The 13,189-nt window shown below is 69.3% G+C and carries 12 protein-coding genes; 2 read left to right on the forward strand and 10 right to left on the reverse strand.

Annotated elements, in window-relative coordinates:
- Positions 1–237 precede the first annotated feature (237 nt).
- The 7 genes from C6570_RS10140 to C6570_RS18150 form a co-directional block, all read right to left on the reverse strand.
- Entirely contained in the window at positions 238–981 is a 744-nt protein-coding gene (locus C6570_RS10140) for an RluA family pseudouridine synthase (RefSeq protein WP_425437926.1), read from the reverse strand.
- Positions 982–1,039: 58 nt separating this feature from the next.
- Complete coding sequence (locus tag C6570_RS10145) at positions 1,040–1,558, reverse strand: HugZ family pyridoxamine 5'-phosphate oxidase (RefSeq protein WP_106703095.1); 519 nt, start codon at positions 1,556–1,558, stop codon at positions 1,040–1,042.
- A gap of 123 nt (positions 1,559–1,681) precedes the next feature.
- Positions 1,682–2,860 carry a hypothetical protein gene (locus tag C6570_RS10150; protein ID WP_106703096.1) on the reverse strand — a complete coding sequence of 393 codons (1,179 nt, stop codon included), beginning with the start codon at positions 2,858–2,860 and terminating at the stop codon, positions 1,682–1,684.
- A gap of 192 nt (positions 2,861–3,052) precedes the next feature.
- Positions 3,053–4,354, reverse strand: coding sequence for a cytochrome c (locus C6570_RS10155; RefSeq protein WP_106703097.1), 1,302 nt, complete (start codon positions 4,352–4,354; stop codon positions 3,053–3,055).
- Positions 4,351–5,109, reverse strand: a complete 759-nt coding sequence (locus tag C6570_RS10160) for a c-type cytochrome (protein ID WP_123812244.1) — start codon at positions 5,107–5,109, stop codon at positions 4,351–4,353. Before C6570_RS10160 ends, C6570_RS10155 begins: the two co-directional genes overlap by 4 nt.
- A gap of 7 nt (positions 5,110–5,116) precedes the next feature.
- Positions 5,117–5,701, reverse strand: a complete 585-nt coding sequence (locus C6570_RS10165; protein ID WP_106703098.1) for an OmpA family protein — start codon at positions 5,699–5,701, stop codon at positions 5,117–5,119.
- Positions 5,698–6,213, reverse strand: a complete 516-nt coding sequence (locus C6570_RS18150) for a FecR family protein (protein WP_164675523.1) — start codon at positions 6,211–6,213, stop codon at positions 5,698–5,700. Before C6570_RS18150 ends, C6570_RS10165 begins: the two co-directional genes overlap by 4 nt.
- Before the next feature lie 223 nt (positions 6,214–6,436).
- Here C6570_RS18150 and C6570_RS10175 point away from each other — a divergent pair, with 223 nt between their 5' ends.
- Complete coding sequence (locus C6570_RS10175; protein WP_106703099.1) at positions 6,437–7,516, forward strand: tRNA dihydrouridine synthase; 1,080 nt, start codon at positions 6,437–6,439, stop codon at positions 7,514–7,516.
- Between the two features lie 54 nt (positions 7,517–7,570).
- Complete coding sequence (locus C6570_RS10180) at positions 7,571–8,542, forward strand: DUF808 domain-containing protein (RefSeq protein WP_245896157.1); 972 nt, start codon at positions 7,571–7,573, stop codon at positions 8,540–8,542.
- Positions 8,543–8,628: 86 nt separating this feature from the next.
- Here C6570_RS10180 and C6570_RS10185 read toward each other — a convergent pair whose 3' ends face one another.
- From C6570_RS10185 to C6570_RS10195, 3 genes are all read right to left on the reverse strand, one after another.
- Positions 8,629–9,984, reverse strand: coding sequence for an esterase-like activity of phytase family protein (locus C6570_RS10185; RefSeq protein ID WP_106703100.1), 1,356 nt, complete (start codon positions 9,982–9,984; stop codon positions 8,629–8,631).
- Between the two features lie 246 nt (positions 9,985–10,230).
- Positions 10,231–11,781, reverse strand: a complete 1,551-nt coding sequence (locus C6570_RS10190; RefSeq protein ID WP_106703101.1) for an acyl-CoA synthetase — start codon at positions 11,779–11,781, stop codon at positions 10,231–10,233.
- 242 nt (positions 11,782–12,023) lie between these two features.
- Entirely contained in the window at positions 12,024–13,148 is a 1,125-nt protein-coding gene (locus C6570_RS10195; RefSeq protein ID WP_164675524.1) for an AraC family transcriptional regulator, read from the reverse strand.
- Positions 13,149–13,189: the final 41 nt, after the last annotated feature.

A 13,189-nucleotide genomic window follows, 5' to 3' on the forward strand; every position in this document is an offset into this window, starting at 1 on the left:
CTTGCCGCCGTGTCGCGCGCCAACCCGTTTTTCACGCCCGAACATGCGGGCTTGATCTGGTCAAGCAAGCGGGTCCAAGCTGCAAGCCTTGGGGGTCTCGCCCATGCCGATTCCACCAGGGTGTGCTGCCGCGCGGCGCTGGCTGTGGCGACCTCACGCGGCGGGGCGCTGCGGCGCGGGCTGCGGGCCAACGGCGATGGGGATGTCTTTTGCCGCCGCGCCACGCAGGCCACCGACCTAGAACGGCACCGCGCTGGCAAAGCGCAGCGGCGCGTCCGTCACCGGATGCCGCAAGGCCAGGGTGCAGGCGTGCAGCATCAGGCGCGGCGCCTGGTCGGGCGCGTCGTACAGCGCGTCACCCACGATCGGGTGGCCTTGCGCCAGCAGGTGCACGCGCAGCTGGTGCGACCTGCCGGTGATGGGTTCCAGCGCGACGCGCGTGGTGTGGGTGGCGGCGTCGTACGCCAGCGGGCGCCAGCGCGTGCGGCTGGGTTTGCCCAGCAGCGGATCGACCTTGCTGCGCGGGCGGCGCGGCCAGTCGACGATCAGCGGCAGGTCGATCAGCGCCCACTCGCTGGCGCGGTCGTCGTCATCGGCAATGTCCGGGGAGGTAGCCTGCGTGGCATCGCCGTCCGGCACGGCGGGCAGCACCATTTGCCCGTGCACCAGCGCCTCGTAGCGCTTGTGCACGCGCCGCTCGGCAAAGGCGGCGGACAGGCAGCGCTGCACGTCGATACCGCGCGCCAGCACGATCAGGCCGCTGGTCGCCTGGTCCAGCCGGTGCACGATGAGCGCGTCGGGCCAGCGCTGTTGGGCGCGGGCGCTCAGGCAATCGGCGCGGTCTGGCCCGCGGCCGGGCACGGCCAGCAGGCCGCTGGGCTTGTCCAGCACCAGCAGGTGCGCGTCTTCGTGCACGACGACCAAAGAGGGTGATGAGTCAAAAGTGCCATTGGCGCAGGCTGCATAAGCGCTGGCAGCTATGGAATCAGGAGCGACTGTCACGGCCAAAGCCCAGGTCAACGCTGTCGGCGCGCGCCACTCAAGCGCCCGCTGGCGGCTGGTCGCCCGTGCCCATGGCCAGCACTTGCGCGATCTCAGCCGCCTGCACGCTGCGCGCGCTGCCAAAGCCGGCGATCTGCCGCGCGCCGGTGGGCACGAGGGTGACAAAGCGAAAGTCGCCCAGGCCGGTCATGAAAGCGGCCTCAGGAAAGCGTTGCACGTAGGCGGCGTGGGCGCTGCGGCCTGCGGGTGAATCGGGCGCGGGCGTGCTGGCCAGCGCGTCCAGCGTGATGCGGGGCAGGTCGTGCACGGGCGCGCCGGGCACTTCGGGGGCCGCGATCAGCAGCGACGCGCGTGCGTCGGCCAGCAGGTTGGTGGTGTGGGCGGCCAGGCCGCTCAGGTGCAGGACGATGCAGCGCTCGTGCGCGTCGATGGCAAAGGGCACCATCGACACGCTGGGCGCGCCGCTGCTGGCGTCCAGCGTGCCCAGCGCGGCAGTCCGCCGGGTGCGCAGCAGCTCGTGCAGGGCGTGGCCCAGGCGTGGCAGGTGAGGGGACATGGCGGTGTTGGCTGGCGCGCGGGCGCTGTTAGTTTCAAAAAAAAACCATCGCCAGCGCCCATCCAGAAAGCGCTGGCAGCTATCAAAACCTGAGTATGGCCGCGCTGGGGCGCACTGCGGGGCCTAGATCACCTTGCACAGCTCGAACACCAGCGCGGGGCCCAGCGCCTGCTTGAGCGAGCCTGCCGCCACGCGGCCGGTGGAGAGCGTGCCGATGGTGGAGGCCTGGAATTCGGTGGCGCCCACTTGCTCGTTGATTTCGATCACGGCGGGCTGCGTGCCCGACCGTGCGCTGATGCGGTCGCGCAGCTGCTCCATCGCAGGGCCGGCCACGGCGGCGTCGTAGATCAGGGCGTCGGGCAGATGCTGCTCGGCCACGCGCATGGCTTGGCCCATGCTGTCGGCCTGGTCCAGCAGCACGCCGTAGCCGGCCAGCGCCTGCAGGCACTGCGCGCGGCGCTGCGCGAGGGTGGACACGATCAGCACGCGACAGCCTTGAATCACGGCCGACACGCTGGATTGGCCGTTCAATTCGTCCATGGCGGTGGACAGCTGCGCCTCGGTGGGCGCCGCCAGGCTGAGGGTGACGCGCACATGGTCGTTGCGCATCTCCATCTGGGCCTGCGCGCCCATCGCGCGCGCCAGTTGGTGCCACAGCACCCAGCGCATGCTGCGCCAGCTGCCTTCGGGCAGGGTGGCAGGGTCGCACCACGCCGATACGCGCAGGCGTGCGCGGCCGCTGCGCTGCGATTTGTCCACCGCGATGACGACTTCGCTGGACAGCTGGCCCGCCCACTGCAAAAGCTCGTCGATCAGCGAATACGCCATGCTGGAATCGGCCACCACCTGCGCCTGCGCCAGGCCCTGGCGCACATGGACGTGGCGGCGCTTGAACCATTCGCCACGGGCGGTGAGCGCGGCGCGCGCCACGTCGGCCAGGTTCAGCACCTCGCGTTGCTGGGCGGGCGGGTCTTCGTGCAGGCGCAGCACCTGCTGGGCGGCCAGGCCGGCCTGACGGGCGCGTTCGATGGCGTCGCGCAGCGGCCCCAGCCCGCTGACCAGGCTGGGTTCAAGACGGTTGAGGCGGTCCAGCTGGTCGCTGGCGGCGGCGAGGGAAGATGACACCTCTTGGCCCATCACCCGAACCATCTCGGGCCAGGACAGGGGTTGGCCATCGGCCGAAGGGCTGTCGGCGCCTGGGCCTGCCGGGGTTCGGCCACGATCGGCGACGTCATCGGGCTCTGCGCCCGGGGTGCGCCGGTCGGCGCCCGTTCGCCGCAGTGAAAACCAGTTCAACGCCATCCTCGGCCTCCTTGCATGCGCCCACTCTGCCGGCTGGCCAAAGCCAGCGCCGCCCGCGGGCTTGGGTTATTCGGCGAAAGTATAGGCGTGAAGCCTGCGCGGCTGGGGTGCGGCGTGCTGGGGCGAGGGCGCGCTACGGGTGCTGCCAGGGCACGTCACCCCGTCGGTGAGGCGGCGCCCCGCGTGGCCGCCTTACTGGCGCAGGTTGCCGGCCGTGCTGGCGCGCATGCGGTTGATGTCCAGCGGCGACACCTCTGCCGCGGCGTTGCCCCAGCTGGTGCGCAGGTAGCTGAGCACCGCGGCGATTTCGGTGTCGCCCAGCGTCAGCGCAAACGGCGGCATGCCGTACGGCCGGGGGTGGCCGGCGGTATCGGGTGTAAAGCCGCCGTACAGCACCGTTTGCAGCAGGTTCTGCGTGTGCGCCATGGTCACTGCGCGGTTGCCTGCCAGGGGCGGATAGGCGCCGGGCACGCCCTGGCCTTGGCTGCCGTGGCAGTCGGCGCAGTGCTGCTGATAGAGTTTTTCACCCAGCACCACGGCGCTGGAGCGCACGTCCGGCGCCGCTGCGGTGCGGGGCGCGGCGCCCTCGGTGGATGGCAGCGCCTTCAGGTAGCTGGCCATGGCGCGCAGGTCGGGCTCGTTCAGGTACTGCGTGCCCTGGGTGACCACTTCGGTCATCGGCCCGCTGACCTGGCCATGCGGCGCCACGCCGGTGCGCAGCAACTGCACGATGTCGTCCACCGGCCAGTCGGCCATGCCCGCCTCGCGCGCTGAGACCAGCGAGGGCGCGTACCAGCCTTCGCTGGCCAACACGCCACCGCGCAGACTCTGCCAGTCGCCCCCGCCCAGCGCATCGCGCGCGGTGTGGCAGGCCGAGCAATGCGCGACCGCGTAGGTCAGGTAGGCGCCCCGCTGCACATCGGCGTCGGCCGGACCTGGGGGCAGCGGAGGCTTGGCGCCAGGCTGGAAGTACAGCGTGCGCCACACCGCCAAGGCCGCCTGGGTGCCATAGGGCCAGCGCAATTCGTGCGCGGGCACCTGCGCACGCACCGGCGGCAGGCTGCGGAAGTAGCTGAACAGCGCGTCGGAATCCTCGCGCGTCAAGGCGGTGGTGTGCGTGTAGGGGAAGGCCGGGTACAGCAGGCGGCCATCGGCCGAGCGGCCAAAGTGCAGCGCGCGCCAGAAGGCGGCGGCGCTCCATTGGCCGATGCCGGTGTCGGCGTCGGGCGTCAGGTTGCTGGTGAACAAGGTGCCGAAGGGCGTGGCGATGGGCCGGCCACCGGCGCCGGTGCTGGCGCCGCGCACCGTGTGGCAGGCGATGCAGTTGCCCGCGCGGGCCAGGTAGGCGCCGCGCGCCACCATTTCGGCATTGGCGGCGGGCGCGATGGCGTCGTCCGCCACGCGCGTCATGCCGTAGTTGAACCAGGCGACCCAGGCCGACAACAGCAGGAGCAGCGCCACCAAGGCGGCGGCGGACCATTTCAGCAACTTCATCGGCGCCCCTCGGGGATGGGCGCGTTGCCGCATCTCAGGTCGGGCGTATCGGGCGGGGCTGCGGGGCGCTGGGCGGCAGGCCGCGCGTCGGCCGGCACGGACTGGGCGGCCAGCCAGCTGACCACCGCGTAGGCGTCCTGGTCGGAAAGGCGGCGCACGACGTCGCCCATGCAGTCGGGCGCGTGGGCGCGGCGCTGGCCGGTTCGCCAGCCGCCCAGCTGGGCCATCAGGTAATCGACCGGCAGGCCCAGCAAGCCCGGCACGGCGGGCTGGGTGCCGGTCAGTGCCTGGCCGTGGCACTGCACGCAGGCGGGCAGGCGCAAGGCGGCATCGCCCTGCAAGGCCAGGTCTCGCCCGCGGGCCAGCACGGGCTCTGCCGGGCGCGGGGCAGCCGCCGTTGGGGCCGGGTAGGGCACGTTCAGCGAAGCAAAGTGCTGGGCGATTTCGTAAAGATAGGCGTCAGACAGCGGGTCAACCAGCCGCGCCATCAGGCCGTAGTGGCGCCGCCCGTCGCGAAAGTTGAGCAGTTGGTTGTACAGGTAACCCGCTGGCTTGCCCGCCAAGCGCGGGTAATAGCCATCGGGCCCGGCGCGCCCCTGGTCGCCGTGGCAGGCGGTGCACGCCAGCGTGCGCTGGGCAATGGAATCCTCGAACTTCGGAGCGGCCAGCACGGCGGGCGCCAGCACCAGCAGGGCTACCGACAGCGAGCGCTGGGCCCAGCGCCCGGCGTGTTGGAACCGGGACGGCAAGCGCATGCGGCCTCTAGCGGATGGTGATTTCGGCGCGGCGGTTGCGCGGCTCGGGCGTGTTGTCGGGGGTGACGACGATGGGCTCGCGCTCGCCGCGGCCAACGGCATCGACGCGCGAAGCGTCAAACCCGCGCGCGACGAGCAGGTCGCGGATGGCGCTGGCGCGCTGCAGAGAAAGCTGGTCGTTGGCCGGGCCCGCGCCCACGCTGTCAGTGTGGCCGGTCACGATGATCTCGCCGCCCGGGCGTGCCCGCGCGCGCGAAATCAAATCGGCCAGCTGGGCCATGGATTCGGGCGTCAGCTGGGCGCCGCCCGTCTCAAAGTACAGCGTGAATTTCTCTTCCGGGGCGGGTTGGGCAGCCAGCAGCTCGCGGTAGCGGGTCTGCACCTTCTCGGGCGAAATCTGGTCTACCTCCAGGGGCTGGCGCGGGTACACCAGCGCCTCGGTATACGGCTGGGCCAGGGTGGTGGTGGCGCCACCGGCTTCGACCACGACGGCGCTCTGGCGCCCTTCCTGCGGCAGCAGCACCACACGCGTGGCGGGCGCGCAGCCGGCCAGCAGGGCCAGCAACAAGCTGAGGGCAGCGGTGAGCTTCACAGGTTTTCCTCCACGATGAAGTCGGTGCCGCGCACGCCAATCACGGTGGTCGGCGTGGTGACCTTGACTTGCTCAGGCTGCACCTTGGCGATGATGCCGGTCACCACGCGCAGCGTGCCACGCGCCAGGTTCACCAGCATGTTGCCGCCCTGCGTGGTGGGGTCGAACTGGAAGGAAGCCAGATCCACCGAGCTGTCCGGGCCCAGCGCCAGCACTGTGCCGTCCTTCAGCGTGACGGCGGCGGCGCTTTTGGCGCCCGTGAGCACGCGGTCGGCCGCCATCAGTGGGCTGCCCACCACGGCGGCGCTGCGCACGTTGCCGCGCACCACCGTGACTTCGCCCTGCACGGTCTTGAATGTGCCTTGCCGCGCGTCGCCGAATACGGCGGCCGGTGCAGCGGCTTCGGGTGCGGGGGCCGCAACCGGCGGTGTTTGCGCCATGGCGGCGGAGCCGGCCAGCAAGGCGACGGCGCCCATCCAGCGGGCGCTCAGGGCAAGGTGCGCGGGGGTCATTCGGATTGGCATTGTTGTTCTTGGGTTCAAGGTCTTGGCAAGGCGCATGCCACGGCGGGATCGTTCCAGACGATGGTAACGCACCCCCAAGGCCAAAGGTGTACCGAAGGCGCGCACCAGCGGCCACAATCTGCCTGTTTGGCGGCCCGGCCGCCCGGCGGTCTTGACAAGCCCTGATCTGGCGCAACACTGGAATGAGCGCCCAACCCCCGCGCCCCACACCATGCCGCCCGCCGCCCCGAAGAAAGATACTGCCCAAGTGACCCTGATCCTCGCCCCCATGGAAGGCCTGCTGGACCACGGCCTGCGCGAGCTGCTGACACGCGCTGGCGGGGTAGACCGCTGCGTGTCCGAATTCATCCGCATCACCGACCAGCTGCTGCCCACGCGCAGCTTCACCCGCGTGGTGCCAGAGCTGCTGCGCGGCGGGCGCACGCGCGCCGGCGTGCCGGTGCGCCCTCAGCTGCTGGGCTCTGACCCGGTTTGCCTGGCCGACAACGCCGCGCGCCTGGCCGAACTGGCCCCGCCCGGCATCGACCTGAACTTTGGCTGCCCCGCCAAAACCGTCAACCGCCACCGCGGCGGCGCCGTGCTGCTGGATGAGCCCGAACTGGTGCACGCCATCGTCGCCGCCGTGCGCCGCGCCGTACCAGCGCACGTGCCCGTATCGGCCAAGATGCGCTTAGGCTACGAGGACGACAGCCGCCTGCTGGACTGCGCCCGCGCCATCGAGAGCGCCGGCGCCAGCGAGCTGACGGTGCACGCGCGCACCAAGGCGCAGGGCTACAAGCCGCCGGCGTATTGGGAATCGATTGCCCGCGTGCGCCAGGCCGTGCGTCTGCCCATGGTGGCCAACGGCGATATCTGGAGCGTGGCCGACGCGCAGCGCTGCCGCGCTGTGACCGGCTGCACCACGCTGATGATGGGCCGCGGCATGGTGCGCCGGCCCGGCCTGGCCCTGGCCATTGCGCAGGCGGGTGGAATCGCGGACGCGCGCCCCGCCAGCCACGGCGCGCCGTCGTCTGACACCGACCCGGCCGTGCAGGCCCTACCATGGCGCCGCATCGAGGCGCTGCTGGTGGATTTCTGGGCGGACGTCAGCGCGCGCGTAGAGCGCCGCCACCGCGCCGGTCGGCTGAAGCTCTGGCTGAACTACCTGCGCCACGCCTACCCCGAGGCGCAGCAGGCATTCGACGTGCTGCGCCTGGTCAACGACGCCGACGCGATCGGCGCCTGGTTGCTATCTATTCAAGAGCGGCTGGCGCAGGATAGCCGGGCGCCAGAGGCCGATTTTGTGCTGTAAACGCCAGGCGCCCCGCGCCTCAGAACCATTCAAACAACGAGAGGGAAAGCGCCCGTGGCATCCAGTTTGTTACTGCTGATCGACGACATCGCCGCCGTGCTGGACGACGTGGCCGTCATGACCAAAGTGGCCGCACGCAAAAGCGCGGCCATGGCCGACGACGTGGCCGTGCTCACCAAGCTGTCGGCCAAGAAAACCGCTGGCGTGCTGGGTGACGATCTGGCGCTGAACGCGCAGCAAGTCACCGGCGTCAGCGCCAACCGCGAAATCCCGGTGGTGTGGGCCGTGGCCAAGGGCTCGCTGGTCAACAAGGCCATCCTGGTGCCCGCCGCGCTGGCCATCAGCGCCTTCGCCCCCTGGGCCGTCACGCCGCTGCTGATGGTGGGGGGCGCATTTCTGTGCTTTGAAGGCTTTGAAAAGCTGGCGCACAAATTCCTGCACCAGCCCGAGGCCGACACGCACGACGCCGAGCTGAAAGCCGCCCTGGCCGACCCGAACGTCGACCTGGCCGCGCTGGAAAAAGACAAGGTCAAAGGCGCCGTGCGCACCGATTTCATCCTGTCGGCTGAAATCATCGCCATCACCCTGGGCACCGTGGCCGGGCAGGATTTCTGGACGCAGCTCACGGTGCTCACGGGCATCGCCATCATCATGACGGTGGGCGTCTACGGCCTGGTGGGCGGCATCGTCAAGCTGGACGACCTGGGCCTGTGGCTCAGCCAGAAAGCCAGCAGCACGGCCCAGGCCATTGGGCGCGGCATTCTGTGGCTGGCGCCTTGGTTGATGAAGTTCCTGTCGGTGGCCGGCACCGCCGCCATGTTCCTGGTGGGCGGCGGCATCATCGCCCACGGCGTGCCCGCGCTGCACCACCTCATTCAAGGCTGGGCGCAGGGCGCGGGCGGTATCGGCTGGCTGGTGGAGATGCTGGCCAACGCCGCCGTCGGCATCGTCACCGGCGCCATCGTGGTCGGCGCGGTCACGCTGATCCAGAAGCTGCGCGGCAAGAAGCCGGCAGCGGCGCATTGATTGACAAGCGTTTTGTGCCTCTGGCGCAGGTACAGCAAGCGCCAGCAGCTATCTATTGAATAGCGAACCGGCGCTGCGTATGAAAGTCAACGCGCCCGCAGAAAGTCACCCACCTCCAGCAGCACCAGCTCGTTGTCGTCCGCCTGGTTGGGCTCGCGGCTGCTGCTGAACGGCAGGTTGTTGTCGTTGCCGACCACGATGTGCGTGGCGTCCACCACGTCCACGTTCTCGATGGTGAAGAAGGGGAACTTCAGCACCCCGTCGGTCAACGGCTTGCGGGCCAGGTGCTTGGGGTCTTGAATGGCCAGCAGGTCGATGTAGCCGACCTTGCGCAGCGGCCCGCCGGCGTTGGCGTCGGTCAGTTCCACCTTGTAGACGCGCTTGAACTTGGCCGGGTCGCTGAAGCAATCCGGGCGCGGCTGACCGGCGGGGCAGGCTTTGTCGGCCGTGCCTTCGCTGTTGTCGCGCTCGATGATCAGGCCGGTGGTCGCGTCGATCATGTTGAAGTCGCCGATGGCGTGCTGGGGCGCCTCCAGCAGGTATTTCCATGAGCGGCCCGTCCATTGCTGCTGCGCCACATCGAACTCCAGCACGCGCAGGGCGGTCTTGCCGTCCACGGCTTCGTAGGTTTTGGCGTCTTCTTGCCACAGCGGGCCTTCGAGCAGCGCGTACAGCTTGCTGCCGTCGGGGCTGGCGGCCATGCCTTCAAAGCCCTTGGATCGCTTGACCTGAAACGCGGGCGCCTTCGCGTCCGGCGCGCCTGCGGTGGTGACGGCCGGGTGGTCGGGCGAGCGCACCACCTTGCCATCCACCAGTGTGTCGAACACGCCGAGCACGCGGCCGTTCAGATCGGCCTTGATCAGAAAGGGGCCGAACTCCTCGCCAATCCACAGCGCGCCGCCCGCAAACTGAAAGCTCTCGGGGTCGAAGTCGGCGCCCGTCAGGTAGCGCCGCTGCGTGCCTTCCTCGGCGATGCGAAAGGGCACTTTCTTGTCCGGGTCGTGCAGGAAGACGGTTTTCAGGCGCTTGAACTGGCCGCTCTTGAAATCCACCCCGTAGTGGTTCAGGTACAGCATGAAGTCGGGCGAATTGGCTTTGGCGCCCGCGCCGTTGTCGGTCAGGATCCAGAAGGTGCCGTCCGCCATGCGCTTGATGCCCGAGTGGCCCTGCGCCGGCTGGCCTTTGAACGGCAGCGACACGCCCGTGGGCCGCCCGTTGGATCGGCCCTCCACCGTGCCCAGTTGGTCCACGCGCTGGGGCGTGGTGAACTTGCCGCTGGTCTGCAGGTCGGGCGGCGCATCCTTGGGCGCCGGAATCATCGTGCGCGCGGGCAGCACGGCGTGCCCGTCCAGCGTGGCGGGGAAGGCGGTCTGCGCGTGCACAGGCAGGCTGGCGGCGAGCGCCAAAGCGGCGCCGAGGCAGAGGGTAGAGCGTCGAAACATGAAAGCGATGAAGGCTGAATGAGAGAACCCGCGACAGTGCCCGCACGGCATGACGGTGGTGTGACGCGAATGTGACGCCAGGCAAGCCGCCACGCGACATCGTCGCCGGCAGTGCTTGATATCGCATACCGCAGCGCGGTTCGATGCGCTTTTGAGCGCTAGCGCAGGCGGAATAAGCGCAGAAAGCTATCTATCCGATAGCAATTCAATCGACCGACCGCGCCAACTCCGCCAGCCTTACCGGGTTCAAGCCGCGTGGGCCTGCCGCAGCTGCCGCTTCAGCAGCTTGCCACTGGGGTTCTTGGGCAGCGCGTCGGTAAAGATCACCCGCTTGGGCGCCTTAAAGTGGGCCATGTGCGCGGTGCAGTGGGCGATCAGTTCGGCCTCGGTCAGCTCGTGGCCGTCTTTCAGCACCACCACGGCGGTCACGGCTTCCACCCATTTCGGGTCGGGCAAGCCGACCACGGCGACTTCGCTGACCTGCGGCAGGCGGTAGATCATTTCTTCCACCTCGCGGCTGGCCACGTTTTCGCCGCCGGTCTTGATCATGTCCTTCTTGCGGTCGACTACGCTGATGTAGCCCTCGTCGTCGATCACGCCCAGGTCGCCCGAATGGAACCAGTCGCCGGTGAAGGCGGCGGCGGTGCGCTCTGGGTCGTTGAGGTAGCCCAGCATCAGGTGCGGCGAGCGGTGCACGATCTCGCCGACCTCGCCCACGGCCACGTCGCGCAGCTCGTCGTCGACCACGCGGGTTTCCACGTTCAGCACCGCGCGCCCGGCCGACCCCGGCTTGCGCAGCTGGTCGTCGGGGCCAAGCATGGTGGCCAGCGGGGCGATCTCGGTCTGGCCGTACAGGTTCCACAGCCGCACGTTGGGCAGGCGGCGGGCGATTTCCTTCATCACCTCCACCGGCATGATGGAGGCACCGTAGTAGCCCTTGGCCAGCCGGCTCAGGTCGGTCTGGTCGAACAGGGGTGAGCGCAGCAGCGCGATCCACACCGTGGGCGGCGCGAAAAAGCTGGTCACGCCGCGCTCGGCCATCAGCCGCAGCAGGTTGTCGGGCGTGGGTTGGCTGGTGATGTGGTTTTCAGAGCCGATGTAGATCGCCGGGCCAAAGAACACGTCCAGCTGCGCGCAGTGGTACAGGGGCAGGGCGTGCAGGGCCACGTCATGCTCGGCCACCTCGGCGTTGATGCAGCAGCTGACGTACTGCCACAGCACGGCGTCGTGCGTCAGCATGGCGCCCTTGGGCGCGCTTTCGGTGCCGCTGGTGTAGACGATCTGCAGCAGGTCGGTGCTTTGCAGCGTCGGCTCGGGCAGGGCGGCGGTGCAGGCGGCAAGCTCGAAGAAGCTGGCCATGCCGGGCGCGGGCTCGCTCGGGTCTTCCGAAGGCAGCCAGAGGAAGTCGGCCACGGGTGTGCCCTGCGCGGCGGCGGCGCGCGCCAGCTCGGCCAGGCCGCTGTCGGTGGCCAGCGTGCGGGCGCCGGCGTGGCGCAGGATGTAGGCGACTTCGTCCGCCTTCAGCATGAAGTTGATGGGCACCAGCACCGCGCCCAGCCGCGCCAGCGCAAAGCGCAGCGCCGCAAAGCCGTGCGAGTTGCGCGCCAGCACCGCCACGCGGTCGCCATGGCCCACGCCGCGCCCGGCCAGGCCAGCGGCCAGGCGGGTGACCAGGGCGTCGAATTCGGCGTACGTCCACTGCGTGTCGCCGCAGCGGATGGCCAGCTTGTTCGGCAGGCGCTGGGCGGTGCGGCGAAGGATGTCGCCCACGGTCTGGCGGCGAATGATGGGGTGCATGCTTGTCTCCGGCTTGTTGTAATGATTGGTATAGAAATCAGGCTCTGGCGCAGGCGCAGCCAGCGCCGGCAGCTACGAGTTGTGTAGCAAAAAGGCTGCGGCGCTTGACTGTGCCCCACTGCGCTTCAAGGCTGCGTGAGCACGATGGGGCCGTTGTACGGCGCCCACCGCGTTGACGTGCAGCACGCTGGCGCGCACCACGAGCATACAAAGGTGCGATGGCTTGGGTATGCGGCAAGCCACTAGGCCAGCAGCGCCGCGCCTTGCCCCGCAGAGGGCGCGGCGTGCAGCGCGCCCGCACCCGAGGCCACCTGTTGAATCGCGCCGCGGAAGGTGCCCGGCGACTGGCCCGTCCATTTGCGAAACGCCTTGCGGAAGTTGGTGGCTTCCGAGAAGCCCAGCCGCTGGCCCACCTCGTCCACCGACAGCGTGGTGTGGGTCAGAAACTCGATGGCCAGCGACGAGCGCAGGTCGTCCATGATCTGCTGGTAGTGGCTGCCCAGCTCCGACAGCCGGCGCTGCAGCGTGCGCACCGACAGGCCCAGCTGGCAGGCCATCTCGTCCAGCTTCGGAAAGCTGCCGCAGCTTTCGATGCACGCCGTGCGGATGCTGAGCTCCAGCTCGGTCTGCGCCGGCAGGCCGTGCGCCAGGCGCTGGCACATCTGTTCGCACAGCTCGGCGGTGCGCGGCTGGGCATGGGGCAGCGGAAACTGCAGCATCGACGCGTCGAAGTGCCATTCCAGCCGCCCGGCGCCGAATTGCACCGGGCAGCCAAAAATGGCCTCGTAGGCTTCGGCATGGGCAGGGCGCGCGTAGGGCAGCATCAGCACGCGCGACGGCAGCGGCGCTTCCAGCACGCAGGCTGTGAGGCGGTGGATGGACGAAAACCAGTATTCGGTGCACAGCGGCAGCAGCTCGCCCAGCTGCAGCACGTCCCGCCCTTCAAAGATGGCGGTGTCGCCTTCGATGCGAAAGCGCTTTTCCAGCACCGGCCCGGCCAGCTTGATGTGCCGCACCCCCAGCGCGACCGCATCGCCAAAGGTGGGGCTGCTGACCAGCGCATAGCCGTACACGCCAAAGTCGCACAGCCGCTGGCGCTGCCCGGCACGCAGGCCCACGTCGCCCGTGCCGGCCAGGCGCAGCGCGTTGCGGTAGAGGGCGACTTTCTGCGCGTGCGACATACGCACCTGCTGATCGCCAAAGTGCTGCTCAGTCAGGCCAGAGCCCTCCAGCACCGCCCGGCTGGGCACGCCCTGCGCTTGCAATTCGGCCAGCAGGGCGCCCATGCCCAGCATGCTGTGCGTGTGCGCTGCCGGGTGCAGGTCGGCGGGGCTGGCGCTTTCAGAAATGGTCAGGTTCAGGGGCATGGGGGTTTTCCCGAAAGGTGGGGTGCTTGGCGTCTTTTTAC

This window comes from Ottowia oryzae, from assembly GCF_003008535.1.
Classification (GTDB): domain Bacteria; phylum Pseudomonadota; class Gammaproteobacteria; order Burkholderiales; family Burkholderiaceae_C; genus Ottowia; species Ottowia oryzae.

What these genes read in the sequence shown, in the direction of transcription:
- C6570_RS10185 (WP_106703100.1), bottom strand. Translation starts at nt 9,984, where the DNA reads ATGTTTCGACGCTCTACCCTCTGCCTCGGCGCCGCTTTGGCGCTCGCC.
- C6570_RS10190 (WP_106703101.1), bottom strand. Translation starts at nt 11,781, where the DNA reads ATGCACCCCATCATTCGCCGCCAGACCGTGGGCGACATCCTTCGCCGC.
- C6570_RS10150 (WP_106703096.1), bottom strand. Translation starts at nt 2,860, where the DNA reads ATGGCGTTGAACTGGTTTTCACTGCGGCGAACGGGCGCCGACCGGCGC.
- C6570_RS18150 (WP_164675523.1), bottom strand. Translation starts at nt 6,213, where the DNA reads ATGACCCCCGCGCACCTTGCCCTGAGCGCCCGCTGGATGGGCGCCGTC.
- C6570_RS10175 (WP_106703099.1), top strand. Translation starts at nt 6,437, where the DNA reads ATGCCGCCCGCCGCCCCGAAGAAAGATACTGCCCAAGTGACCCTGATC.
- C6570_RS10160 (WP_123812244.1), bottom strand. Translation starts at nt 5,109, where the DNA reads ATGCGCTTGCCGTCCCGGTTCCAACACGCCGGGCGCTGGGCCCAGCGC.
- C6570_RS10145 (WP_106703095.1), bottom strand. Translation starts at nt 1,558, where the DNA reads ATGTCCCCTCACCTGCCACGCCTGGGCCACGCCCTGCACGAGCTGCTG.
- C6570_RS10155 (WP_106703097.1), bottom strand. Translation starts at nt 4,354, where the DNA reads ATGAAGTTGCTGAAATGGTCCGCCGCCGCCTTGGTGGCGCTGCTCCTG.
- C6570_RS10195 (WP_164675524.1), bottom strand. Translation starts at nt 13,148, where the DNA reads ATGCCCCTGAACCTGACCATTTCTGAAAGCGCCAGCCCCGCCGACCTG.